The sequence below is a fragment of the Neobacillus terrae genome (genome assembly GCF_011393025.1).
Lineage (GTDB): Bacteria > Bacillota > Bacilli > Bacillales > Cytobacillaceae > Neobacillus_A > Neobacillus_A terrae.
On record NZ_JAAOEO010000015.1, the window covers coordinates 41438 to 67854 of the forward strand.

The following is a 26417-nucleotide window of genomic DNA, read 5'->3' on the forward strand; positions in this document are numbered from 1 at the left end:
CATCTCCAAAAAAACTGTTGAAAGCAAATATATTGAGCAACTACAATGCTAACTCCTTAAATAAAATGGAAGTGGCCTTTTTGTGTATTCTATAAAAATAAAAAGCCGTGATCTCTTTGCAGCTATAATTTGCCCTTTAGTACCAGAGATTTTGCAAATAATAATAATTAAATAGGAGATAACATAATTTATAAACCGGGATATAGAGAAGATATGCATGCATTAGTATACCACTCATCGGGATTTCTCTACCTCATTCACCAAAAAAACAACTAATAATGATTCTCAATATAGCAGAAATAAGAGTTGCCCGAATGGTAAAACGGTAAATAATCCATATATATATTTAAATAATTGATCATATTAAAAGTATTATTACTCACTTTTAAAGTAAATATCATACTAACACTCCAATACCGCGCCTTTGGCAAATAGACTCAGGCTATTTCATGTTTACGCGCAGGCGAAACTATCATCACCATCTGGTGATTTAAAGTTTTAAGTGTTGAATTTGCGGTAATGTTTCATATAGCGGAAAGCACAACCGTAGCAAAAACCAACAAACAAGTATAGCAACAAGACACTCTTTAGGTGAAGATTGACTGTTCTTCTGGATATTTGAGATTATAACATTTCTTATAAAAACCAGGTTAACGGTGCAATTAATCTTAGCAGGAGTCCTAAGACTTCTATTCATTTAGTTATTTATACAATCAATACAGGGTTGGGTATAAATATCCGGATAGAAATTGTTATATTTTTTAAAATAAAGTATTTCCCTTTGGGTAAGGGGAGAGGGAGGACCACGAATAAGAGAGAAAAAAGACAACCTTTGTTCTTTTTTGTGGTGATTATGACAAAGAATGGCTGCTTGCGTACAACATATCAAACAAACCCGGTTCAAAAATTTCATCAAATACACTCCAGCAACAATGATCTGCTTTTGTTCTATAAGCTACTCCGAAAGAGAGTTATTCGGACAGGAGAAACAGGAAATGGCCAAAGGTAGTCTGAATGCAAGGGTGATTCGGACAGGCGAAGCAGGAAATTAACAAAGGCAGTCCGAATACGAGGGGATTCAGAATAGATTAATAGGATGTATCTGACGCGAGGCATACAGAAGTTAACCAAAAGTTAGTACAAAAGAAAAGAATGGCTTGAAGAAGCTTCGAGCCATTCTCAGTTTGTTTTATGATAGAAATTCAGCTGGATTTAATCCGAGTTCTCCGCAAATTTCACTGACCATTTGCTTTTCATTCTGGTCAAACTGACCATCAGCATACCCTATTGCGATGCAATAACGGGCAACCAGACGTGCGATTTCAGGTTTAGACCGAACCTTTCCAAGAGCCCTGAAAGCTTCCGCGCGGCCAAGCATTCGATCACTTTCTAAGCGCTGGATAAAATAGTTGAATTGTTGAATTACCTTATTAGTATCAAAAACACGAAGCTCTTCACTTTGATTTACGAATTCAAGCATTTTTTGTCTTTCCGATTGATCCAGTCTTCCGTCTGCCATACTGACCAATGCACAGGCAGCTACCACTGCATCGAGCACATCCTGGCTTTTAAAACGGCTGAAAAGCTCCTGTGCCCGCCTTTTTTGCTGCATTGCCCATTCGGTAACATCCGTCTGTGATGGGGACCATGTATTTCCACAGCTCATGCATGAAAATTTCAGCTGATTTTTGCCAATAAATCCGCCCAGCAAGCCGATTGGTCCGAGGATTAGCCCTCCAATGGCAGCCTTCCCAAGTCCAAAACCTTTCTGTCCTGTCCTAACATTGGTAGAATGGCAGCGCGGGCAAACGATATTTTCTCCGCCATAGGTTTGGGCAGGTGAGTAGGAGCTTTGGCCAAACGAGTTTTGCCCAAATTGATGGGCTGGCTGATTAAATGACGGCTGGGTAGTCTGAAATCCAGCCGGACTGTATGAATTCTGTCCATATGCCCCTGTTTGTCCACTTTGGGATAACGGTTGGTTTTGTGCGGTAAAAGGTGCAGGAGCTGGAGGTGCATCATCAACCGTTACGCCGAAATTACGGCAAAGTGCGGCAAGACCTCCCTGAAATCCACTTGCAATGGCATTGAATTTCCATTCGCCATTGTGCCTGTATAATTCTGCAGCAACAATAGCGGTTTCCACCGTAAAGTCCCTGCCAAGATTAAATCGCAATATTTCTTCGTTTGTTTGCTCATTAAAAATTCGAACATAGGCATTTGATATCTGTCCAAAGCTTTGCCCTTTCATCTGGGCATCATGGATGGTAATCGTAAAGGCTATACGGTGGATGGCTGGAGGGACCAGACTTAAATTAATCCGTATTTGCTCATCATCCCTCTGTCCTGAACCTATCCGATTGTCCCCGCTGTATATTACAGACCCGTTCCCGCCTGTAGGATTATTGTAAAAAATAAAATCAAGATCATTTTGTACCTTACCTGTTTGTCCCAATAAAAAGGCGGAAGCATCCAGATCATAATTAGATCCAGAAGTATTAATGTTCCAGCCAAGCCCGACTACAACGTTTTGCAGACCAGGATGTGATTTTGTTAAGTCCACCTTTTGCCCTTTGCTTAATGTTACTCCCAACTTGTTCACTCCTTTCAAATCATTTCTCTCAGGTTCTTTAAAAACTTTGATAAATATCGTTACGTTTAATCTCTTAAAAAGTTTCAATAGTAGTAAGGATATTTCAATAAAGCAAGGTAAATATTCATTTTGTATAAATATGGAAAAAGTGTAAGGTTTAGTTTGATTATAACTTCTTTTTAAACTCTAAGCGAACTATAACCATGAAAAAACAGGAAAGAAAGAATAGGAGTGGAGGAAGGCAAATGGTATCTGCAGGGAAACTGATTGACTATCATATATGGGCAACAAACAGGCTTTTAACTTATATTAATAAAACTTGCCCGGAGGCATTTGCCCAAAAAACAGAAAGTGTTTTTAATAGTATAAAAGAGACAACAGAGCATTTATTTACAGTTGATCAGCTTTGGTTTAATCGTATTTTGGATAACAGAGAGGAAAACAAAGTGACATTCCGGAATGCGGAAGAAGCAGCAGAGAAATTTAATCGACTTCATTTGGATTTAAAAAACTTTTTAAAAGGAAGAAATCTTACCGAGACTGTGGCTTATAAAAACTCACTTGGGAATCTTTTGAAAACAGAGTTGAGGAACTTTGTACACATTTGGCTAATCACGGTACTTATCATCGGGGGAATATTACTGCAATGCTTTGGTCACTTGGACATAAAAGTACTTCTACCGATTACATTTATTTTCTAAGAGAGGCAAACAATAAAAAGGACAAAGCCTAAATCTCAGGCTTTGTCCTTAAATTTATGGGGATGGATACAAAATCAGGTAGTTACGAATTCCTGAATTTTTTTAATAAACAACAACTGGCTCATACGTACTAAGATTATCATACACGCTTTTCATAATATTAACTGGCGTATTGACGCAGCCGCCCGAGCCTGCCGTAAGATAGGCATTGCTTGCCCAGTTTTTCCGCCAGCTTGCATCATGGAAACCTTGTCCTCCGTTTGTAAAAGGAGCCCAGTAATTTACCTTTACAGAGTAATGTGGATTTCCGGCTTCGCTGCCAGTGAGCGTAGATGGCGATCGTTTATAGAGGATATACCACACGCCCGGTGATGTATCTTCATGCGTGTTATGCCTTCCGGTTACCACATTTGTTGTGACAGCCAATTTTCCACTTTTGTAAATCCAAATTCGCTGCTCCTTAATGGATACTTCTGCATAGGTGTCGCCGATGCCATTGTTCGTAGTGGTTTTATACCCGTAGCCTTCATTGGTCCAGCCATGACCATAAATGTTTGAGGCAGAAATAGATTTTTCTCCATTTTCAAAAGCCTTTTTAACAAGCTCCGTTTCCTTCTCAACATTTAATGCCCAGCCATAGCCTTGTCCTTTTACCGATATGACAGAGCCTGAATGGGTTTTAAAGGTGAAATTTTTATCTAGTGTAGACTGGGAATGATCAATTTCAGCAATCTTCTCCTTAATACCACTCGGGTCAATTGTAATCTTCATATCTTTTGAAACAGAGGCATTTTTAATTAAATCACTTGCTTTTAAAGTAGTGGCTCTGTCCTGTACCTTATAATCAAGACTCTGTTGAAGGAGGCCTTGCAGCAATTTCTTTTCCTCTTTTATAACCGGACTGTTTTCTTTAATAGGCTGAATGTACACAGGTTTGAGATAGATATCGCTGCTATATTCCTGTTTCTTACAATCCTCCATGAGACTGGCAACATCATACTGTTTTCCATTCATGCCATTGGAGACAATGATTTTGCCTTCTTCCAGCTTTGCTTCCGCGTTCCGGGGGGCTTTTAGGTTTTTATTCATTGTTATGAGCTTTTTTTCTACAAGCCTTTTCATGGTTTGGCTTCGATACTGATCCGCGTTTTTAGGGATCATTATAAAGTTTTTTGCATTTGAGGATGGAAAAATTGTCTGCTGGCTTTTAAGTATTTTTTCCACTTCAGGTAAATCGGTATCCGTAAATCCCATATGCGTATCTATTTCATCTAGAATTTGCTGTTTCCCAACATAGACTTTATTTTTTAATACAGATGTATTTAATCTTTTAATTGCCTGATTGGCCGTCAATCCACCAACGTTTTTGTTATTAATTGTGATCTGCGAATTGAAGTGGGTTGTCTGATAATAGCCTAGTCCCGCCACTAACAGGGCAAGAAGAATGAATATTCCCGTTATGATAAACTTCCTGCTTGTTTTCTTCTTCGTTCCCGCAACTGTAACATTCGCCATGCTGCTCATTCACATTCCCTCCGCGTACCTATTTACCCAGGTACCAACTTTCTCTTCTTTTAGCTATTTTTTCTATCCAAACTATCGAATAGTTTACTCCATTCTTCTTAATTAATCACTATAAATATTAATAGATTTGTTAGTGCCGAATTTGTCGCAATTTGTAAAGGATAAAAAAATATTTTCACGGGGTTTTAATACTCTATTTCCGCCCTTTAAATTGTGCCAAAATCAAATTAATTTAAGTATCAAATTTGTAATGATAAATAAAATATTCATTGTTAACAGTTCTGTCACTTTACATACCCTAACGGGGTATGCTTAAATTAGGGTAAAGGAGGCTGAGTAATGCTTTTTGAAGATGAAGAAATCGAGGTTGATGATGCCTGTTGTTCTCATAGCGACCGTAAAAGCCACCATTCTGAAAAAGTGAAGAAAAATTTGGTTACAAGGCTTAATCGCATTGAAGGGCAAATTCGCGGTATAAAAGGTTTAATTGAAAAAGATACTTACTGTGATGATGTCATTACACAAATTTCAGCTACCCAGTCAGCCTTAAACAGTGTGGCAAAACTTTTGCTTGAAGGCCATATGAAGACATGTGTGGTAGAGAGAATCCAGGAAGGGGACCTGGAAGTCCTGGATGAAGTTCTTTTAACAGTTCAAAAATTAATGAAAAAATAGGAGGAGATTATAATGGAAACAGCTACTCTAAGCGTAAAAGGTATGTCATGCGATCATTGTGTAAAAGCAGTTGAAGGAAGCGTAGGAAAATTAAACGGAGTTGAAAGAGTACTTGTAGACCTTAATAAAGGCCAAGTTGTTGTTGAGTTTAATGCAGACCAGGTTAATCTCGACCAAATTAAAGAAACAATAGATGATCAAGGATACGATGTTGTTTAATTATTAGCTTAAAATATAGCCCTTGCGCCTTCGCGTTGGGGCTTTCTTTAACCAAATGGATTTATACATATCGAGGTGTCCAATTTTAAAAAAATAGATAAAATCGTTTGACTTATACCCTACATGGGTATAGTATAAATATCATAATGAGATTCAAAACAGGGAGGAACGTACAATGGGTTCGCTTAAAGAAGTACAACTGCCGATCACCGGGATGACATGTGCAGCCTGTTCAGCCAGAATCGAAAAAGGTTTGAAGAAAATAGATGGAGTATCGGAAGCCAACGTCAACTTGGCTTTAGAAAAAGCTTCATTAAAATACAATCCTGAAATGACAAACGTAGCAGCTTTTGAAAAAAAAATCAGTGACTTAGGTTACAGAGTCGCAGCAGAAAAAGCAGAATTTGACATTATGGGAATGACATGTGCAGCCTGTTCCGCAAGGATTGAAAAGGGTTTGAATAAACTGGAGGGTGTTAAAACAGCCACCGTTAACCTTGCACTTGAATCAGCAAGTGTCGAATATAATCCATCCCAGTTAAATATTCAGGAAATCATAGGCCGGGTTGAAAAGCTGGGCTATCAGGCAAAAGTTAAACAGGAAAATGAAGAAACTTCGGATTATCGTGAAAAAGAAATTGAGAAGCAAAAAGGAAAATTTGTATTCTCCGTTATTTTAGCCTTCCCGCTGCTTTGGGCGATGGTGAGCCACTTTAAATTTACTTCCTTTATCTATTTACCAGACATGCTGATGAATCCATGGGTACAATTTGCTCTGGCAACACCCATACAGTTTGTTATAGGAAAACAGTTTTATGTGGGAGCTTTTAAAGCATTGCGCAACGGAAGCGCTAATATGGACGTACTGGTTGCTTTAGGAACCTCCGCTGCCTATTTTTACAGCTTGTATTTGTCAATTACTTCAATAGATTCGCAAGGTCCTATGGTCGATCTTTATTTTGAAACAAGTGCTGTTCTTATTACCCTTATCATTCTCGGAAAATTATTCGAAGCAAGGGCTAAGGGGCGGTCATCTGAAGCCATAAAAAAGTTGATGGGACTTCAGGCTAAAACTGCAACTGTTTTTCGGAATGGAACAGAAATGGAAGTCCCTCTTGAACAGGTTGTGGTGGGTGACATTCTTTATGTGAAGCCGGGAGAGAAGGTTCCGGTAGACGGTGAAATTGCTGAGGGACGATCAGCCCTAGATGAATCGATGCTCACTGGAGAAAGTGTGCCTGTTGATAAAATGGTCGGCGACGCAGTCATTGGAGCAACCATTAATAAAAATGGCTTTTTAAAAATTAAAGCCACTAAAGTAGGAAGGGATACTGCATTAGCCCAGATTATTAAAGTAGTCGAAGAAGCCCAGGGTTCTAAGGCTCCAATTCAGCGGCTTGCTGATAAAATATCAGGTATTTTTGTCCCAGTCGTTGTAGGCCTTGCCGTCATCACTTTTCTAATCTGGTATTTTTGGGTAAGTCCTGGTGAATTTGCAGAAGCACTTGAAAAATTAATAGCAGTTCTCGTTATTGCATGTCCATGTGCTCTCGGACTTGCAACTCCGACTTCCATTATGGCAGGTTCAGGTCGTGCCGCCGAGTTTGGTGTGCTATTTAAAGGTGGGGAACATCTTGAATTAACTCACCGTATTACTACGGTCGTTCTTGATAAAACAGGAACTGTTACAAATGGCAAACCAGTTCTAACGGATCTAATTATTGATGGAGATATGGATGAGAAAGCATTTGGAAGACTGGTTGGAGCTGCCGAGAGAAAATCAGAGCATCCCCTTGCAGAAGCCATCGTTCAGGGAATTAAAGAAAGAAATATTGAAATGGCTGAGGCAGAGGAGTTTGAAGCAATTCCGGGCTTTGGAATAAAAGCTGTTGCTGAAGGCAGAACCTTACAAATCGGAACCCGAAGACTGATGAAGAAATATGAAGTTAATCTGGGTTCTGCTGAGAAACAAATGGAGACCCTCGAGGAGAACGGAAAAACAGCAATGCTAGTGGCAATAGATGGAAAATATACAGGAATTGTAGCAGTGGCCGACACAGTTAAAGAAACATCAAAGCAGGCAATCAAGCGCCTTAAAGATCTTGGACTTGAAGTTATTATGATAACCGGAGACAACCAGCGTACTGCACAGTCTATTGCTAATCAGGTAGGAATTGATTCCGTAATCGCGGAAGTCCTTCCTGAGGGCAAGGCTGAAGAAGTGAAAAAACTTCAGCTTCAGGGAAAAAAGGTTGCTATGGTTGGTGACGGTATTAACGATGCACCTGCTCTAGCTCATTCGGATATTGGAATGGCCATTGGAACTGGAACCGATGTGGCGATGGAAGCCGCCGATATCACCCTTATGAGAGGTGACTTAAACAGCATTGCAGATGCTATTATTATGAGCAAGAAAACTATTAGAAACATTAAACAGAATTTATTTTGGGCTTTCGGCTATAACACTTTAGGTATACCTGTTGCGGCATTAGGATTTTTAGCTCCGTGGCTTGCAGGAGCAGCTATGGCTTTCAGTTCAGTTTCTGTTGTTCTGAATGCCCTCAGGCTTCAGCGGGTTAATCTAAAATAATAAGCTAACCGGGTAAGGGGTGGAAGAATGAAAAAGTGGGCTATTGCAGCAATTATATACCTCATTGCTGTTATTGGAGGGTACCAGGTTTACGCCCAGTTTATCCAGAAGGATGATCCAACGGCGTATTCTGCAAGACATGAATCGGCTCAACATAATGATTCTGGCTCTAACATGCATGAACACGGAGATAGCCATCTCTCAAACGACGTTAATGCAAAAGTTAACTATAATAACTCAGTGCTAACCATCAAGTTGACAAACAAGGATGGAAATCCTGTTGATAATCTAGAAGTAAATCACGAAAAAATTATGCACCTAATTGTTGTAGATGAAGGATTGGAAAAATACTATCATCTCCATCCTGAAAAGACAGGAGAAGGGACTTTCCAAATTAAACAGCCTTTGGAAAATGGCAGCTATAAAGCTTTTGTGGATATCAAGCCAAAGGATCTGAATTATGAGGTAAAACCAGCAGCTGTTACAGTGGGCGAAGCAGGCGGCCATACACATACGCACAACCTTACTCCTGATCCTTCACTCGAAAAGTCGGTAGATGGAGAAACAGTTCACATGAAGATGAGCAGCCAGAAATCATCTGAGCCTATCACCTTATCTTTTAGCCTCGATAAAACAAAGCTTGAACCTTATCTTGGAGCAGCCGGGCATGTCGTCATACTGGATGAAAAAGGAGAACATTATCTTCATGTTCATCCGGTTAAGGAAAATGAACCAGTATTCCAGACGGAATTTGATAGACAAGGCGTTTATAAAATATGGGCTGAATTTAAGCAAAATGGAAAGGTTAGAGTATTTCCTTTTGTTGTTGAAATTAAATAGTGTGAGATAAACTTGTGCCTGGTCGGAATCTCCGATTAGGCACTTTTTGTTTGAGGGAGTTATCATCATAAGGAAAAACTTGTATGAAAAATGTCCGACTAGTATAATAGGATTAACATAAAAAAATATGAACGGCAAAAACAGGTGCTAATTTCTGCAAAACTGCAGATTCTTAGCTTAATAGGGAAGCTGGTGAAAAACCAGCGCGGTCCCGCCACTGTAAGTGTGAGCGACCTATAGCATGTCACTGTCATTTTGATGGGAAGACTTAGGAAGCAATGATCACGAGCCAGGAAACCTGCCTGTTTTTTCGCACCAAAAGCCTACGCGGATAGGAGGGTGTTAAGACAGAAGCGTTTTCAGCTGCCTGCCTTAACCTGATTAAACCTCCTCCTTCATAGGGGGATTTTTTTATGGACTTTTATTTAAGGGGAGAGGAAGAAGCAGATGTTTGCAAATCGACAGACAAAGATTTTTCTAATGATGGTTTTGCTGCTGGCTATGCTTACCGGAGGATTGCAGAAACCGGTACTTGCAGCGGAACAGGCAAAGGGAACGGTTACTGTTACAGGCAGTGACCAGACAGGTACCTTGCTGCCAGAAACTAATGTAACCTATACGGATAAGGAAAATGCCTTTGAGGCACTTGTTAATGCAGTTGGAAAAGATAATGTTCAATTTACACAGTATAGTTTTGGTAAAATGGTTGAAGGAATTAAGGGCTTAAAATCTACGTACCCTGATTCCACCTGGGAATTTTATATCAATGGTATTCAAGCTCAAACTGGGGCAGAAGGTTATTTTGTAAAGGATAATGATAAATTAACATTTAGATATGCAGATTTAAAAAATCCTGCTCCATCAAAAACTGTGAATTTAAGTGTAGTAGGAAAAAATAATGAAAGCTTATTAAGTACAGAATATCCTGTTTCTTTTTTAGAAAATGCAAATGCTTATCAGCTTTTGAGAATAGTTGCTGGTTCTGAAAATGTAGGATTTAAACAATATGATTTTGGAAAAATGGTCACCTCAATTAAAGGTGTTGAGACAACAGGAGCTGACTACTGGGGATTTTATGTAAATGGAAAAATGGCAGATGTAGGTGCAGAGGACTATAAACTTCAGCCTAATGATAAGATAACTTTTAAATATGAAGTGTCCGCACCAGCTGCTGATACACCAAGCCAAAATACACCTGCAGATTCCAATACCACACCTGCAAAACCGATCGCTAAAGAAGAAATTCAAAAGTCAATTGACTCGGCAGTACAATATGTTCAAAAGGATCAGGTTAGTGATTGGGAAGCAATTGCTTTAAGACAGTCAAGAAAAGCTATTCCTTCAAGCTACTTAGAAGGAGTAATCAATCAAATTAAAAGTAAAAACGGGCATTTTACTAAAATTACAGATTATGAGCGTTTTGCTATGGGAATCCTGGCAGCAGGGGGTAACCCTTCTAATGCCGGCGGATATGATTTAATTAAATCCATCTATAATGGCAATATAACCAAACAGGGAATGAATGGTGTTGCCTATGCGCTGATTGCATTGGACAGCACCAATGCCGCTATACCCGCATCTGCCACATGGACGAAACAAAAGATAGTTAATGAATTGTTGTCTAACCAAAATAAAGATGGTGGATGGCCATTATATGTTAAAGGAAGTTCCGATCCTGATGTTACAGCAATGGTGTTAACAGCCCTTGCCCCACATAAGACAGGGGCAGGAAGCATGTCAACCCTTTCCACTCAAACATCTGGATCAGGTGTACAGTCTTCAATTGATAAAGGCGTTAATTATATAAAAGAGCTATTTCAGTCAGGAAAAATTTCCAACAGTTCTACTGTTGCTCAGGCAGTAATCGCTTTATCCGCAGTAGGAATGGAGCCTAATGGAGTTCAAAAAAATGGAATCGGTCTTGTTGAATATCTTAAAAGCTTCCAAAATCCAGACGGGGGTTTTTTTAAAGACGCAAAGGGGCCAAGTGATCCAATGGCATCTGAGCAAGGAATTCAAGCACTTGTTGCCTATCAGCTTTATACAGCAGGAAAAGGATCTCTGTATTCATTTGCCAACAGTGCACCTGTTAAGGTTAAGGTAACACCTGTACAGACAAAGCCTGCTCAGGCACAAACTGCACAGCAAACCCAGACAGTAAAACAGCCGGTGAAAGCAGCCACAGCAACCGCTAGTGGGCATCCGCTACCAAAAACAGCTAGCAATACGCCAAATCTTATTGTTTTTGGGGTACTGATAATCCTCATGGGTCTTGTATCATACTTCCGGATGAATAGAAATAGAGTTTAGGATTTTTGTAAAGATCCCTTGCACTAACGAGGGGTCTTTTACATGAAACCTTTCAACAAGCAACTAGGAGTGAAATAAATGAAACGTTTTACAATATACGGGATGATATTGTTTCTTTTATTGAGTTTAACTGCCTGCGGAACCAAAGAAGAAGGTAAAGCCGTAAGCAAAGAAACAAAAGCCAGTGAAAAAGTGGAGAAGGATAATCAAAGCCCTAAAAAACCCGAAGTTCCAAAACAGCAGGAATCCAAGAAAACGGATAAGCAAGCGAGTACCAAAACCACTCAAACATCTGAAAAAAATACTGTAGCAGTTCAGCCAGCCACATCCGCAGCGCCTACAGCTAAAACGCCTGCTGCTCAGCCGAAGACGGCAACAGCCCCAAAACCGGCAGCACCGGCTCCACAGCCAAAAACAACACCAAAGCCTGCGGCAACAGCTCCTGCAAAACCAGCTGTGGCACCTAAACCTCCAGCTCCAAAACCAGTGGTTCAACCGCCGGCACCGGTTCAAACGGTTGTTTTCTCCATTACAGGGCCTAAAGAGAAAGGAACCTTATTAAGCTCAAGAAAAGTAGAATTTAATGAGGGTAATACCGTTCTTGACATATTGCTAAAAGCAGCCGGGAAGAGTAATGTGGATTATAGCGGCGGTGGCTCTACTGCCTATGTTGAAGGAATAGACGGAATTTACGAATTTGACTATGGCCCAATGAGCGGCTGGATATTTAAGCAAAACGGAGCAGGCATTCCTAAAAGTGCTGGAGCGATAAAGGTAAAAGACGGTGACCGAATTGAGTGCATATATAAAGAAAAATAATTTTAATAGGAAAAGTTAATGAAGAGCCGATTTGAAGAATTCCATCCTCTTGTCTCTTTTATTTTCTTTGTCCTTGCATTATCTCTTTTTATTTTGATGATTCACCCAGTCTTTTTATTACTGGGCCTTATATTCATTCTGATGATTAATATAACGTACAGATCGGTTGAACAGCTGAGACAGTGGGCTGCTTTTATGATAATAAGCAGCCTCTTTATTTTTCTATTAAATCCTCTTTTTAATGAAAGGGGAAGACATGTATTGTTTATGTTTCACCAGCACCGGATTACAGCGGAATCATTGATTTACGGGGGAATGAGTGCTCTTTCCCTTGTTATTATTATGGCTATGTTTGTTTCCTATAATAAAATCATGACACCCAATAAGCTATTATATTTATTTTCTAAGATACTCCCACAGTTTGCTGTATTGCTGATGCTGACCCTCCGTTTTATTCCCTTAATGAAAAGGCGGCTTGATGAAATTTCCTCTATTCAATTAAGTAAAGGAATTTCTGTATTACATGGGGCCTTGAACAAAAGAGTAAAAACTGGCCTGCTATATGTCCAGGTTCTCCTTACTTATTCACTTGAGGAAGCCATCCAAACAGCGGATTCTATGAAAGCAAGAGGGTACGGGACGCGTGTACGTTCATCATATGAATATTTCAAATTTAAAAAGCGCGATGGCCTGGCTCTAGTCTATTTACTTCTATTGTATTTATTAATATTATGGGGACGGTTTAACGGTTTTGGCCATTTGACTGTTTATCCTATTATGGAGTCCTGGCAGCTTGGAACGGGTGATATAAGAATTATGCTTTTTTATTGCTTATTTTTAGGTTTTCCACTTTTGATTGAATTGGGGGGATATATTCGATGGCATATATTGAATTAAAAAATGTTTCATTTTCCTATCCGGAAGCAAACCAGCCTGCCATCCATAACTTATCCCTCCAAGTGGAAAAGGGACAGTTTATTGTCCTCTTCGGTGCCTCTGGCTCAGGTAAAAGTACTCTTTTGCGTCTTTTAAAAAAAGAAATCATGCCACATGGAGAGCTTTCGGGTGAAATCCTTTTAGATGGGGTTTCAATCGAGAACCAAACTGTGAATACAGGCTTTGTTTTCCAGGATCCGGAGAATCAGGTAGTTGCTGATAACGTTCTTCATGAAATGGTGTTTGGCCTCGAAAACATAGGTTTATCTACAAATGAGATGAGAAGCAGGGTTGCAGAGATGGTTCATTATTTTGATGCCGAGAACCTATTGAACCGGGATACGCATGAACTTTCAGGCGGCATGAAACAGCAGATCAATTTGGCATCTGTTCTACTTATGCAGCCGGATATTCTTCTGCTGGATGAACCCACAGCCCAGCTGGATCCTGTAAGTGCCAGAGAATTTTTAAATATGCTGGTCCATCTAAATGAAGAGTTTGGAATGACGATTATTCTGGCTGAGCACCGTTTGGAGGAAATATTTCTGCTTGCAGACAGTATAGTTTTAATGGATAAAGGTGAAGTGAAGGTTCAGGGAGAGACCCGCCAGGTTCTTGAAAATCTATGGAAAAACCCTCCTTTTAATAAATATGTTCCTAGTATTCCTTCGCTTTATTTAAGCCTTGGGGGGAAAGAAAAGCTCCCTCTTTCAGTTAAGGAAGGGCGAAGCTGGACCCAGACTGTGGAGATTGCTAAAAAAGATAGAACAAGATTGACTGAAATAACAGAAGAGCTGCTTAACGCCCAAAATATATATTTTCAATATCAGAAAGATGATGGTTATATATTAAAGGAGCTTAATCTTTCTATCAGAAAAGGTGACTTTTATGCTCTTTTGGGTGGAAATGGCTCTGGAAAGTCCACTTTATTGAAGCTGCTCGCAGGTGTGTTAAAACCAGAGAGAGGCAAGCTTATTTTCAAGGGGAAACAGTTAAAGGCATGGAAAAACAAAAACCTTGCTGCTGAAATAGGCTATTTGCCGCAGAACCCTAAGTTATTTTTTATACAGGATACTGTAGAAAAAGAAATCCAGGATACTACTGAACAATGGGGATTAAAGAACGAGCATGAGGTTGCTCCTCTTCTGGAAAAGCTGGGAATAAATCATCTCCGACATAATAATCCATACGATTTAAGCGGCGGAGAACTTCAGAAAGCAGCGCTAGCCTGCCTGCTTTTAAGAAAGCCTGAGATTCTGCTGCTGGATGAGCCTACAAAGGGACTGGATCCCTTGTCGAAGGATAATTTGGCAGATATTCTTTGCAAGCTGAATTGCGAGGGCGTTTCTATCCTGATGTCCACCCATGATGTAGAATTTGCTGCACGTTACGCTTCAAAATGCGGAATGATGTTTCAGGGAAGTATAACATCGGAATCAGAGCCCGATGCCTTTTTTAGTGGGAATTTCTTTTATACTACGATGGTCCAAAGGCTGTTTCGCAGTAGGCCCGACGAACAAATCGTTACCCTGGAGGAGGCAGTTGAGCTATGCAGGCTAAGAAGATAATTGTTACTTCAGCGGCACTCCTTATGGTTGCACTGCTCTTATATTTATCATTTAGCTTGCAAAGTCAGTATATATGGATAAGCCTGGCCATTGTTGTTCTTTCAATGCTGCTGTTATTAATAAGGTTTGAAAAAAGAAAGGCAGAACCTCGCGAACTGGTGTTGCTTGCTGTCCTTGCAGCTATTGCGGCTGTTGGCAGGGTTCCGTTTGCCAGTATTCCGAGTGTTCAGCCTACAACTTTTGTGATTATGATGTCAGGATTGGTTTTTGGTGCAGAGAGCGGCTTTATTATTGGGGCGGTCGCAGCGCTTGCATCAAATATGATCCTTGGCCAGGGACCATGGACACCCTGGCAGATGGCTGCCTGGGGTCTTGTCGGTTTCTCCGCAGGATTATTAAAGAACAGCAGATTAATGAACTGGACCTGGGGCAGGGTGGTCTTCGGAATTGTTTGGGGATTTTTATTTGGGTGGATTATGAATATTTGGGGTTACTTTTCCTTTACACAGGGAGGAAATCTCTTTGAATTAAAATCAATTTTCACTTACTTTGCTGCCAGCGCTCTGTTTGATGCCATGCATGCTGCTTCGAATGTCTTTTTTTTGGTTTTGTTTGGCAAGGCCTGGATTAAAATACTTACCAGATTTAAAAGGAAATATGGGCTGATGGAATTTCGAGAATTGAGCTCGCTTAACATCAAACCCATTCACAAAAAGTATTAAAGTGATGTTGAGTGTGGTCCTTAACATCAAATGGATTTTAAAATAGAGTCAAAGTTATACCTAAGTCATATTGGGTTCATGGAAGAGAAGCTATAATTGGCTCTTTTGCATTATTCGCCGCAACAATTGTAGGGTTTTCATGCCCTTTGCCATCTTCCCGGGTTAGGTATAAGATTAACAAGAATTAAATATCGCGAAAAACTGCTAGGGGTGCCCAGGTATGGGCTGAGAGAAAAACATTCGTTTTTTAACCCTTTGGACCTGATCTGGATCATACCAGCGTAGGAAAGTAGTGAGAAGTTCTTCTTTTTTCTCTAACTTTTTTAAGCTAACCAGGTCCGATTGGGAACCTGGTTTTTTATTTGCGTAAAAAAATAAGGATACAATGGGAGAAAGCATAGAGATAGTTTGGATTACTAACTTTTTATTCTGTCTTCTTTTTTTGTGGGGCATCCTCTATCAGACGAAATTCCAAAGAGGAACCATGAAAATGTCTTATAGCCCGTATTTATAGGAAAAAGGTCCTTTGAGGGACTAGCAATATCCCTTCTTTCATTATTAAAATTAGATTAATGCCAAATATTACGATAGACGAATCTAACGGATGAGAGTATAGTATTTAATGTTGTTTTTGGTTATATGAACTATTTTCTTTAAGGAAAAATTAAGAATGACAAAGTACTCTATTAGTTGTATGTTAAAAGTAATTTTTAGTGGATAAGAAAGCATAAAGTTTTACCTTTTAAATTGTCTAGCTCCAGCGCCCAGCGAGTTTTCATCTCTGTAAAGCTTCCTTGAGTATCTTGCATCAAGTATGACCTTTAGGTGATACTTGGTGCAGCTAGTGTCCATCCCGCTTCTCCCTGCGATAAGTCAACATTGACTTTTAAAGTGCTCCTGCGCCATAGCATATTCAAGGCAGCTATGTTCAGCTCGTCGCAAAGCTGCATGTTGTCAAATCAGAGGAGAAAAAACAGGAAGTTTACTCAAGCAGTTGCTTCGCTGCACGGGCGCTTGCGCTTTTCTTATGTTTCACCTGAGGAGGAACTTCCATGGATAGATTGTTACAATTAAATACAATTTTTATCAGTATTGTGATTGAAGCAATCCCTTTTATTATAATTGGTGCATTTGTTTCTGCGCTAATAGAAGTATTCGTTTCTGAAAACACGATTATCCGAATCATGCCTAAAAACCGCATTTTATCTGTCATTACTGCTAGTTTAATAGGGGCTTTATTCCCTGGCTGTGAATGCGGTATTGTTCCGATCACTGCTCGTCTTATAAAAAAAGGAATGGCTCCATATTCGGCTGTAGCCTTCATGCTATCAGGTCCTATTATTAATCCCATTGTTCTGTTCGCTACTTTTATTGCTTTTGGAGACAGCTGGACGATGGTATGGTATCGGGCAGGTCTGGCAATAGCTGTTTCGATATTAGTCGGTATCATTCTATCTTTTTTCAGTAAAGAAAACCCAATAAAGGTCAATCACAATGAGCATGTACACGATCATTCGCATCAAAATACCAAACAAAAATTGATTAGTGTTGTTACCCATACAATTGACGAGTTTTTAAGTGTAGGAAAATTTCTTGTCATGGGATCACTCATTGCTTCTGCTATGCAGGTTTATATCCCAACTAAGATTCTTGTCACATTGGGGCATACCAAAATAACAGCTTCATTAATCATGATGGCTTTAGCTTTTATTTTGTCCATCTGTTCAGAAGCGGATGCTTTTGTAGCTTCTTCGTTTAGAAGTAGTTTTGCTCAAAGCTCAATCGTAGCTTTTTTAGTGTTCGGGGCAATGGTAGACATAAAGAATCTTTTAATGATGTTTGGTTCATTTAAACCGAAATTTGTTATTCTATTAATATCTCTGATTTCAACGTTGGTATTCATTGGTTCACTTCTTTTGTAAAGGATGATTGATAATGTTTCGAATCATTATTTTACTGCTTTTTACGAACTTATTTTTTATGCTGCACTCCACTGGAGACATTTCAAAATATATAAACATGAAATATTCCTTCCTTTCATACAGCATGATCTTCGTTTTATTCTTTTTAACAATTGCTGAAGGAATACGGTGGTATTTTTCTGATAAAAAGAAACATGATGAACAGGATGACTGTGGCTGCGATTCCGGCCATTGCCACCATGATCATCAATCAGATAAAAATAAAAAACCCAAGGGAAAAAAGGTTAAAAGATGCTTATCTTACGCTATAGTTATAATACCTGCTTTATCGGGCGTTCTTTTACCTGTTGCCACACTTGATTCAAAACTGGTAGATGCTAAAGGTTTTCAATTCCCTGCCTTAGAGGATGGAAATGATAAGTATGGCATGCATCAGGTTCTTAATCCTGATATGAGCCAGTTTATGGGGAAGGATGCCTTTTTGGATTTGGTTACGAAAGAATCTAAATCCTATAAACCAAAAGAGCATATAACCCTGACAGATGAGGATTATTTAAAAGGGTTGGAGGTTATTTATAATTACCAGGGAGATTTTACAGGAAAAAAAATCACCATTAATGGTTTTTCTTATAACGGACCTAACCTAAACAAAAATCAAATCTTTTTACTGCGGTTTGGAATTATTCACTGTATAGCGGATTCTGGTGCATTTGGTATGATGGTTCAATTCCCAAATGACGTACAAATACCTAATGATCAGTGGTATCAGGTAACAGGAAAATTGGAGACTGTCTATTATCAGCCTTTTAAATCAAAGGTTCCTGTTTTAAAGGTGACCAATTATAAAACTATTAGCAAACCAAAAGACCCATATGTTTATCGAAACAGCTTTAACTAATATTCATAACAAAAGAAGCACAGATGTCAGGCATCTGTGCTTCTTTTGTTATACTTCAATTTTGGTGTTATTTCCTTGTTTTCGCTTCTTTTCAGCACCTAATATTTTTATGGAAAGGTATATTCCGGAACCTGACAGGAAAATCATGCCGATAGCGGCGAGATCGATAACCCAGCCTATATCCATATAGCCAAGCCGGCCTTCATGAAGCCCTCTAATAATACCCATCAAAGAGTTATTATTTCTTTCTCCTCTAAATTGCCCATTTCTAAAACCCCGGCCTTGAAACCCATTAGGAAATTGTCGGTTTCCTTAACTTTTTCTTAAATTACGTCTTTTGATTTTTAGGGAATGTAATTCCGAGCTTGGTACCTTTTTCAAGTTTGCTTGTAACATTTATTTTTCCATTGTGTTTTTCAATAATCCATTGGGCAATGGAAAGTCCAAGACCTGTGCCCTCTGATAAGGTCCTCGCTTTATCACTTTGATAAAAACGGTCGAATATTTTAGGAATGTCATCTTCAATAATTCCAATACCATTATCCTCAACCATTAATTCAATCGAAGAATGTGACTGCCGGCAGGAAAGGCTGATAATTCCGCCCTCACCTGTAAATTTCATCGCATTATCTAAAAGGATGACAATGAGCTGGTGAATCCTCTCCTTATCACCTGTAAAAGTAACAGGCTCCGGTATATCCAGCAGCAGTTCTTTTTCCTGATAAGAAATAATTTCTTCATAATGGCTGGCAAGCTCTTTAAGCAGCCGGTCAAGCTGAAAAGGCTGTTTTAATACCTCTATTTGATTGGAGTCGGACCTAGCCAGTGTAAGCAAATTCGTTACTAACTTTGATAACCTTCTAGATTCATTGGAAATAGCTGAAATATCAAGAATTCTATCTTCTATTGTTGCGGAAGGAGAGCGAAACAACAAATCCGTTTTGGTCTGAATAACTGCAAGCGGTGTTCGCAATTCATGTGATGCATCCGAAACAAATTGCTGTTGTTTATTCCAAGCCTTCTGAATTGGGATCAGGGAACGGTTTGCTAAAAAGTAGCTGAAAAAGATTGCTGCCGCCATTGCAATTCCACATCCAGTTGTGATAATAAGCAGCAATTTCCCCAAGAACTCTTTTTCCGAATTTATATTTCGCAAAAACTGAAAGGTCAACGTACCTTCAAATGGCACTTCGGCTTTTACTGCATAGTAGCGAAAGGTAAAATCTCCGATAGTAACGTCGTCTAGTTTATTTAAATTCTTGGGACGAACGTTCTTTTCAAGCTCTTGGAACCTTTCGGCTTCAGGGTTTTGATCGGAAGACAATTTATTTTTCTCATTCCATTGTAAAACAATGATACGAGGATCCGTAAAACCCATTTCTCTGTGCCTTCTATCATCATCTCTGGTTCTTTCGTGCGGAAAATCTTTTCGCCCTGCAGCTTCAAGCAGAGACCTGTTTACATCCTCGTACAATCGATGCTCTGTATAGAAATAAAGAATACTTCCCAAAGAGCTGATTAAAATGGCAAAAACTATGGAATTCATTACAGTTAGCCTGAATAAAGTTTTACGAAACATAGTGTTCTCCTTATGCTTCTTTCAAAATATAACCTACCCCTCGAACGGTTTTGATATCTGAATGATAACCGGAAGGCTCAAGTTTTTTTCTTAAATGATGCATGAATACTTCCACTATTGCAATAGTCGTGTCTGAGTCAAATCCCCAAACTCTGTCATAAATTTGTTCCTTGGTCAAAATGGCACCACGGTTTTGAATAAGGTACTCTAGTAATTCATACTGTTTTAGAGTTAATTTCATAGGCTTTCCGTCCACAATAATATCACGATCTTTTCCAAGCATTTCAATTCCTCTGTACTGGAGGGTTTGATTCATTGTCAAACTGCCGCTTCTGCGCAAAAGGGCGCGGATTCTCGCCTTTAATTCTGCTGCCTGGAAGGGTTTAGTGATATAATCATCGCCTCCTGAGTCCAGTCCCTTGACTCGGTCTTCAAGAGAATCTTTTGCAGTTAAAAATAAAACTGGAGTCTTAATATCCTCTTTTCTTAAAGCCTTAAGAACCTCGAAACCATCCATTCCCGGCATCATGACATCCAAAATAATAGCATCATATATGTTTTGGCGTGCAAAAAATAAACCATCATCACCGTTCTCAGCCTGGTCTACTGTAAACTCGTCTGATAATAATTCAACAATAGATTTTAAAAGGGGCAAATGATCTTCAACAACTAATAAGCGCATGATTTATCTCCTCGATTAACTGGTTTTAATAGTAATATCATTATCTGATGTTATTCTTAATTTTCCCTTAAGGACTCTAATAAAGTATATTTATAATAATAAACGAAAAAGTAACGGTCATAATAATGGTGAATGAAAAAAAGAAAAATTATTTAGTAAAGGAAGCAGAACATGCAAAACTCTTTTTTTAGATTTTTAATCGTAGGAGTTATAAATACATGTGTTGGATTAAGTGTTATGTATCTTATTCTCTACATTACAAATTCTTATTGGGTATCTACTTTCACAGGGAATACAATAGGAGCAGGAGTAAGTTATTTATTAAATCGAAAATTTACCTTTAAAAGCTCGAACTCTGTTTTAGGAAGTTTATTTCGATTTATGTTAGTAATTGGAATATGTTATTTCATATCCTACTCGATTGGTCTAAGAATTTCTTCATGGTTACTCGAATCCGTGCTTGGCTTGCACTCCTCATATATAAAAGAATTGGCTGTGCTCTCAGGAACCGGTTTATATACAATATTAAATTATTTAGGACAAAGATGGTTTGTCTTTAAGGCCATACCTGAGCAAGAAGCAACAGATATTAGTTAATAGCAGAAAGTCGGCAGCAATGCGGCCGGCTTTTTCTATGATTCTAAAACTCATGCGGAAAGGGAACAGACTCTGGACTTCATTTTTAAAGAATTAATTAAGGAAAAGTTAAGGAAACATCATCATAATCTGCTTATCCCAACATTGTGGATATGGAATCCATGGAGACAAAGGAGCAGAGAAGATGAAAAAGTGGATTTTTATTATTGTTGTTATTCTTATTATCGGTTATGGAGGTTACAAATATTATGCTTCCAAATCGAGTAACAACCAGCAGCAGACGATGATACAAAACAGAACAACAAACGTTCAAAAAGGGAAGTTTGAGGTGAAAGTGAGTGGTACAGGTACAATTCAGCCGGTTACATCTGAAGATATTAAGTCAGCCATTAACAATAATGAAATTGACGAAGTTTTAGTTTCAGCTGGCGAATCTGTAAAAAGCGGTGAGGAATTAATTACTTTCACAGACGGAAGTGACCCGATTACTGCACCGGCAGATGGGGTCATTACTACCATTGCAGTCTCAAATGGGGAACGGGTCCAGTCAGGACAAGTTGTTGCCCATCTGACAAACTATAACTTTTTGAAAACAATAGCTTCCATTGATGAGCTTGATATTCCAAAAGTTCAGGCAGGCCAACCTGCAACAATAAAAGTAAATGCCCTTCCTGATCAAACTTTTACAGGGAAAGTTACTGCGATTGCCAATGAAGGGACATCAACAAATGGTGTTTCCAGCTTTGATGTCACCGTCTCAATTGATAATCCTAAAAATTTAAAAGTGGGCATGAGTACGGAAACAAGTATTTTAACAGCCAGTAAAAATGATGCTCTCTATGTACCTCTTGATGCCGTACATACAGTAAATGGGCAGAAATTTGTAATGTTGGCTGCAGAAAATCCTGATCAGACTCAATCAAATAATCAGGGAACGGGACAAAACTTCTCCAGAAATCGAGTTATGGTTAAAACCGGCCTGGCAAATGAGGACTATGTAGAAATTACCCAGGGTTTAACAGAAGGGCAAACTGTCCGCCTGCCGAATCTCGCGTCCAGCAGCACATCCGGTCAATTTGGAAGCGGAAGAGGAATGATGTTTGGCGGTATGGGCGGCATGAATCGGAGTGGTTTTGGTGGCGGCATGGGTAACCGCAATCGTAGTGGAGGAGGAAATTCAGGTGGAAGGAGTGGTAATTAATGAGCACGCCCCTGATCCAGATTTCCAGTCTAATGAAATCCTATAAACTTGGGGGAGAGACTGTTCATGCTTTGAACAATGTCTCACTTAACATTGATAAAGGTGAGTTTTTAGCTATTATTGGTCCGTCGGGATCTGGAAAGTCTACCCTGATGAATATGATTGGCTGTCTTGACCGCCCAGATTCAGGAGAGTATCTTCTTGACGGGAAAGCAATCGGAAAGATGAACGATAATGATCTAGCGACAATTCGCAACCAAAAAATTGGTTTTATTTTTCAAAACTTTAATTTGCTGACTAAGCTTACAGCTCTTGAGAATGTTGAACTGCCGCTTATCTACAGCGGGGTATCTGCAAAAGAGCGGCGGGAGATGGCACTACAATCATTAACGAAAGTGGGTTTGAAAGACAGGTCAGGCCATTTGCCCACCCAGCTTTCAGGCGGACAGCAGCAGCGGGTGGCAATTGCCAGGGCACTAGTCGGAAATCCTTCTATACTATTGGCCGATGAACCGACTGGAGCACTTGATAGTAAAACAAGCGCAGAAATACTTCAGCTGATGCAGGGCCTGAATGAATTGGGTCATACCATTATATTAATCACGCATGATTTGTCCATTGCAAAGCAGGCAAAAAGAATGGTTCGCATCCAGGATGGACAACTGTTTGAGAATGAGGGTGAACAAATTGGCAATTTTGCAATCTATTAAAATGGCCCTTCGCAGTATAAAGGGTAATAAACTACGTTCAGCCCTGACAATGCTTGGTATTATTATCGGTGTTTCCTCTGTGATTGTTCTTATTTCAATTGCCCAGGGTTCGACTTCAAATGTGACAAGCCAAATCAATAATTTGGGCACAAACCTAATAACCCTCAACACTTTTGGTACAGAACTTTCCTTAACCGAAGACAAGATTGACAAACTGGGAAAATTAGATGGTGTGAAGGCTTTATCACCTGTTGTGTCAGGTCGGGTAACAGTGAAAAAAGAGAAAACTTCAGCCCAGACTACACTCACTGGAACTAATTCCGCATATGGAACGGTCCGTAATACAAATGTTAGCCAAGGAAGATTTCTTACCGATTTAGATAACGAATACAGACAAAAAATAGCAGTACTTGGGGCAACAACTGCTGAAACCTTCTTTGGATCAGATAACCCGGTAGGGCAATACATTCAGGTAAATGGAACATCCTTTAAGGTGGTTGGTGTCCTTGCTTCTAAAGGAAGCTCAATGGGGCAAAGCGGTGATGATGTTGTCATCGTTCCGTTAAGCACTGCTGAACGTTTGACCAAGACAACAAGCATTAATCAAGTCTATCTTCAGGGAAAAGAAAAGCAGGATATGAATCTTGTTATGGCTGAGGTACAAAATGCGATGGCAAACATGTATCCTAATAAAACGGACAGCTATAGTATCATGAACCAGCAGGATTTAATGAATACGATGAGCTCTGTTTCCAACACAATGACCATGATGCTTGGCGGAATTGCAAGTATCTCCCTGTTAGTAGGCGGCATTGGCATCATGAATATCATGCTTGTATCTGTTTCCGAAAGGACAAAAGAGATTGGCATCCGGAAAGCGATTGGTGCAAAAAGGCGTGATATTCTGCTTCAATTTTTAATTGAATCTGTAGTCTTAAGTGCAATGGGAGGCATTATCGGTATTTTATTAGGCCTTGGTGTTGGAAAGATATTAGGCTCTACATTGCAAATGACTGTTACCTTCTCAAGCTCAGTCGTGATGTTCTCGTTCCTGTTTTCACTTATTGTTGGGGTCGTCTTTGGTGTCTTTCCAGCCAATAAAGCTTCAAAATTAAATCCGATTCAAGCATTACGATATGAATAATCAATAATCGGCTGGGAAGATTTCCAGCCGGTTATTTTTTCTGTAGAAACTTGGGACCAATATGGAATTTGAATTATAAACTGATCCTGCTTCAAACTTTATTAAAGACAATTACCCACCTGTTTCTTTTCAATTTGTCCTTAAGAAGGCTTATTAAAGACATATAGGGGCTTTTTTTCTTTTTGTTTGTCTTCAACAAGGTTAAATAAAGATCAAATTACACTTTTTTACTATTAGTTTTGAGTGCTTAAAGACATTCAATCGCAATCATTCTATGAGATTGTCCTCAAATGGGCGCATTAAAGACAAACCCAATCTCTTTTTCTATCAGTTTGTCCTCAATGAGATATGACCCTCATACTGTTAGTAATCCTATTTCAGAAAAAAATTAATGGAATTTTAATATTGAATTAATAATTAATGGGTATAGTAGGGCAGCAGTAGAGTAATTACTTATTTCATAATGGTGGAAGTTAAAGGTGTATGAGTATGGTGTATGGGAGAAGTCTTAACAAGGAAAAAAAGCATTTGTGGATCGCTTGGGTCCTATTAGCAGTTTATCTTTCTCCTATGTTTATTCTTGGGGAAAATTCCCACATTAGAGTACATGACAATCTCGACTCTAATATTGCCTGGTATAAAGTTCTTAAGGATACAGGGGAGTTATTTTCTCCTATGAACAGTACTCTCCCGCAAATTGTTAATGGTCTTCCGCCAATGAGTTCGGAACCGAATTCAGCGGAATCGAGTGGCTGCATGAAATTTTCCCTTCGATGCTTGCATACTCAATCAGCCAGGCAATTACAAGAGTATTTGCCTTCATTGGTATGTATGTACTGTTAAAAAAACATTTTATCAAAGAATCGGACGCATACCTAATTCGTGTCTGGGTATCACTTGCTTTTGCTATAACCCCTTTCTGGCCATCCGGAATGTTAAGCACTTTAGGAATGCCGCTTGCGCTTTGGGCTTTTTTAAATATAAGGAATGGCCAGGGCAAGCAAGAAAGAATGGCTAACTCTCCTTCTTCTCCCGCTTTATTCAAGCTTTGTATTGGGATTTTTCTTATTTTTGACAGGGATGGGGCTTCTGTGGCTTAGGGACCTGCTTGTCAGAAAAAAGTGGAATTGGCCATTCTTATTGAGCATTGGGCTAATGATTCTTATGTATTTAATAATTGAATATCGGCTGGTATACTCACTTGTGATTCCTGAAGAACCGACAAGCAGAGACGATTTTAGAGAATCCAAGAACAATTTAGTTGAGACTTTTCTCCTTGTTTTTAAAAACTATTTTTGGGGACACACCCATGTTATGACAGTGCATACCTTTGTCATTGTCCCATTGAGCTTCATAGCTTTGTGGAAGTTCTGTAGTTCCAAACGGGAAGTGAAAAACAGTTACTTTGTACCACTTTTTATATTGAACTTTATTTTATCGGGTTGGTATGCTTTTTGGTTTTATAAAGGCTGGGAACCTATTAAAGAGCAGGTTTCTATACTAAGAACTTTTAACTTTTCACGTTTTCACTTTCTCAGCCCAATGATTATTTATCTGTTATTTGCTGACGGGGCATTTATTCTTTATCAGTTGGGGCAGGGATGGAGGAAGGCTGTAAAGTGGTTCCTGGTTCTGCAGCTATTAATCTTATTTGGCTGTAACCCTGAAATCTATTATCGTATAGCAGGAACTCCATCATTTTAGGAGTTTTATGCTGTTCATCAATTTGAAGAGATCAAGAATTTCATTGGAAAACCACAGTCTTCCTATCGTGTAGCATCCATAGGATTGCATCCAGCCATTGCACAATATAATGGTTTTTTACACCCTTGATACATACAACAATTATTATCTTTTGAGCTACAAACGCAAGTTTAGAAAAATCATAAGCAAAGAATTAGACAAAAACGCAGACTTGAAGACTTATTTTGATGATTGGGGAGGCAGATGCTATTTTTTTGTTAATGAACTTGGGGAAATCTATGACTTTGAAAAAGGCTCAAGAAAAACAATTAAGCATCTTCAGTTAAATATTAATCAATTTAAAAAGATGGGTGGAAGATATATTTTTTCCGCTGTTCCTATTTTAAACAGCAGAGATAATAATTTGGTGCTTGTGAGGACTTTTAACGATAAGGACTCTGCATGGAAAATCTATCTCTATTCTGTAAAAAAGGGTTGAAAGCA

The 26417-nt window shown here is 39.1% G+C and carries 21 protein-coding genes, 2 pseudogenes and 2 riboswitches; of the genes and pseudogenes, 18 read left to right on the forward strand and 5 right to left on the reverse strand.

Annotated elements, in window-relative coordinates; genetic code table 11:
- Positions 1-1189 precede the first annotated feature (1189 nt).
- Complete coding sequence (locus G8761_RS18690; RefSeq protein ID WP_166029454.1) at positions 1190-2593, reverse strand: TerD family protein; 1404 nt, start codon at positions 2591-2593, stop codon at positions 1190-1192.
- 245 nt (positions 2594-2838) lie between these two features.
- Here G8761_RS18690 and G8761_RS27680 point away from each other — a divergent pair.
- Positions 2839-3093, forward strand: a pseudogene (locus tag G8761_RS27680) (DinB family protein); the annotation flags it as partial.
- 104 nt (positions 3094-3197) lie between these two features.
- Positions 3198-3326 (forward strand): DinB family protein, encoded by a 129-nt coding sequence (locus G8761_RS27685; RefSeq protein ID WP_166029456.1) that lies wholly within the window; start codon positions 3198-3200, stop codon positions 3324-3326.
- A 70-nt stretch (positions 3327-3396) separates the two neighbouring features.
- Here the strand turns inward: G8761_RS27685 and G8761_RS18700 are convergent, their stop codons facing one another.
- Positions 3397-4818 carry a L,D-transpeptidase family protein gene (locus G8761_RS18700; RefSeq protein WP_166029458.1) on the reverse strand — a complete coding sequence of 474 codons (1422 nt, stop codon included), beginning with the start codon at positions 4816-4818 and terminating at the stop codon, positions 3397-3399.
- 339 nt (positions 4819-5157) lie between these two features.
- Between G8761_RS18700 and G8761_RS18705 the strand changes: the two genes are divergently transcribed.
- The 11 genes from G8761_RS18705 to G8761_RS18755 all read left to right on the forward strand — a co-directional run bounded on the left by G8761_RS18705 (position 5158) and on the right by G8761_RS18755 (position 18317).
- Positions 5158-5493, forward strand: a complete 336-nt coding sequence (locus G8761_RS18705) for a metal-sensitive transcriptional regulator (protein WP_166029460.1) — start codon at positions 5158-5160, stop codon at positions 5491-5493.
- Positions 5494-5505: 12 nt separating this feature from the next.
- Positions 5506-5712 (forward strand): copper chaperone CopZ, encoded by a 207-nt coding sequence (gene copZ, locus G8761_RS18710; protein ID WP_166029462.1) that lies wholly within the window; start codon positions 5506-5508, stop codon positions 5710-5712.
- 175 nt (positions 5713-5887) lie between these two features.
- Positions 5888-8302: a heavy metal translocating P-type ATPase gene (locus tag G8761_RS18715; RefSeq protein WP_166029463.1), complete on the forward strand. Its 2415-nt coding sequence runs from the start codon at positions 5888-5890 to the stop codon at positions 8300-8302.
- A gap of 27 nt (positions 8303-8329) precedes the next feature.
- Positions 8330-9142, forward strand: coding sequence for a hypothetical protein (locus tag G8761_RS18720; protein ID WP_166029465.1), 813 nt, complete (start codon positions 8330-8332; stop codon positions 9140-9142).
- 125 nt (positions 9143-9267) lie between these two features.
- Positions 9268-9462: riboswitch (cobalamin riboswitch) on the forward strand.
- 127 nt (positions 9463-9589) lie between these two features.
- Positions 9590-11452: a DUF4430 domain-containing protein gene (locus tag G8761_RS18725; RefSeq protein ID WP_166029467.1), complete on the forward strand. Its 1863-nt coding sequence runs from the start codon at positions 9590-9592 to the stop codon at positions 11450-11452.
- 78 nt (positions 11453-11530) lie between these two features.
- Positions 11531-12271 carry a DUF4430 domain-containing protein gene (locus G8761_RS18730; RefSeq protein WP_166029469.1) on the forward strand — a complete coding sequence of 247 codons (741 nt, stop codon included), beginning with the start codon at positions 11531-11533 and terminating at the stop codon, positions 12269-12271.
- Between the two features lie 18 nt (positions 12272-12289).
- Positions 12290-13168, forward strand: coding sequence for an energy-coupling factor transporter transmembrane component T (locus G8761_RS18735; protein WP_166029471.1), 879 nt, complete (start codon positions 12290-12292; stop codon positions 13166-13168).
- Complete coding sequence (locus G8761_RS18740) at positions 13150-14775, forward strand: ABC transporter ATP-binding protein (protein ID WP_166029473.1); 1626 nt, start codon at positions 13150-13152, stop codon at positions 14773-14775. Before G8761_RS18735 ends, G8761_RS18740 begins: the two co-directional genes overlap by 19 nt.
- Positions 14757-15497, forward strand: coding sequence for an ECF transporter S component (locus G8761_RS18745; RefSeq protein WP_166029475.1), 741 nt, complete (start codon positions 14757-14759; stop codon positions 15495-15497). Before G8761_RS18740 ends, G8761_RS18745 begins: the two co-directional genes overlap by 19 nt.
- Positions 15498-15693: 196 nt before the next feature.
- A riboswitch (TPP riboswitch) is annotated at positions 15694-15802 on the forward strand.
- A gap of 747 nt (positions 15803-16549) precedes the next feature.
- The gene (locus G8761_RS18750) at positions 16550-17419 is read left to right on the forward strand and encodes a permease (protein WP_166029477.1); all 870 of its coding nucleotides are present in this window, start codon (positions 16550-16552) and stop codon (positions 17417-17419) included.
- A 13-nt stretch (positions 17420-17432) separates the two neighbouring features.
- Entirely contained in the window at positions 17433-18317 is an 885-nt protein-coding gene (locus G8761_RS18755; protein WP_166029479.1) for a TIGR03943 family putative permease subunit, read from the forward strand.
- Between the two features lie 48 nt (positions 18318-18365).
- On the opposite strand, the gene G8761_RS18760 is transcribed toward G8761_RS18755, so the two are convergent.
- The 3 genes from G8761_RS18760 to G8761_RS18770 form a co-directional block, all read right to left on the reverse strand.
- A complete protein-coding gene (locus G8761_RS18760; RefSeq protein ID WP_166029481.1) occupies positions 18366-18548 on the reverse strand; it encodes a PepSY domain-containing protein in 183 nt (60 codons plus the stop codon).
- A 97-nt stretch (positions 18549-18645) separates the two neighbouring features.
- The gene (locus G8761_RS18765; RefSeq protein ID WP_166029483.1) at positions 18646-19896 is read right to left on the reverse strand and encodes a sensor histidine kinase; all 1251 of its coding nucleotides are present in this window, start codon (positions 19894-19896) and stop codon (positions 18646-18648) included.
- Positions 19897-19906: 10 nt separating this feature from the next.
- Positions 19907-20578, reverse strand: a complete 672-nt coding sequence (locus tag G8761_RS18770; RefSeq protein ID WP_166029485.1) for a response regulator transcription factor — start codon at positions 20576-20578, stop codon at positions 19907-19909.
- A gap of 171 nt (positions 20579-20749) precedes the next feature.
- Here G8761_RS18770 and G8761_RS18775 point away from each other — a divergent pair, with 171 nt between their 5' ends.
- From G8761_RS18775 to G8761_RS18795, 5 genes and pseudogenes are all read left to right on the forward strand, one after another.
- Positions 20750-21175, forward strand: coding sequence for a GtrA family protein (locus G8761_RS18775; RefSeq protein WP_166029487.1), 426 nt, complete (start codon positions 20750-20752; stop codon positions 21173-21175).
- A gap of 184 nt (positions 21176-21359) precedes the next feature.
- Positions 21360-22376 carry an efflux RND transporter periplasmic adaptor subunit gene (locus G8761_RS18780; RefSeq protein WP_166029489.1) on the forward strand — a complete coding sequence of 339 codons (1017 nt, stop codon included), beginning with the start codon at positions 21360-21362 and terminating at the stop codon, positions 22374-22376.
- The gene (locus G8761_RS18785; protein WP_275940722.1) at positions 22376-23086 is read left to right on the forward strand and encodes an ABC transporter ATP-binding protein; all 711 of its coding nucleotides are present in this window, start codon (positions 22376-22378) and stop codon (positions 23084-23086) included. Before G8761_RS18780 ends, G8761_RS18785 begins: the two co-directional genes overlap by 1 nt.
- Positions 23055-24230: an ABC transporter permease gene (locus G8761_RS18790; RefSeq protein WP_338000996.1), complete on the forward strand. Its 1176-nt coding sequence runs from the start codon at positions 23055-23057 to the stop codon at positions 24228-24230. The genes G8761_RS18785 and G8761_RS18790 overlap by 32 nt, the downstream gene beginning before the upstream one ends.
- Positions 24231-24719: 489 nt before the next feature.
- Positions 24720-26412, forward strand: a pseudogene (locus G8761_RS18795) (DUF6044 family protein).
- Positions 26413-26417: the final 5 nt, after the last annotated feature.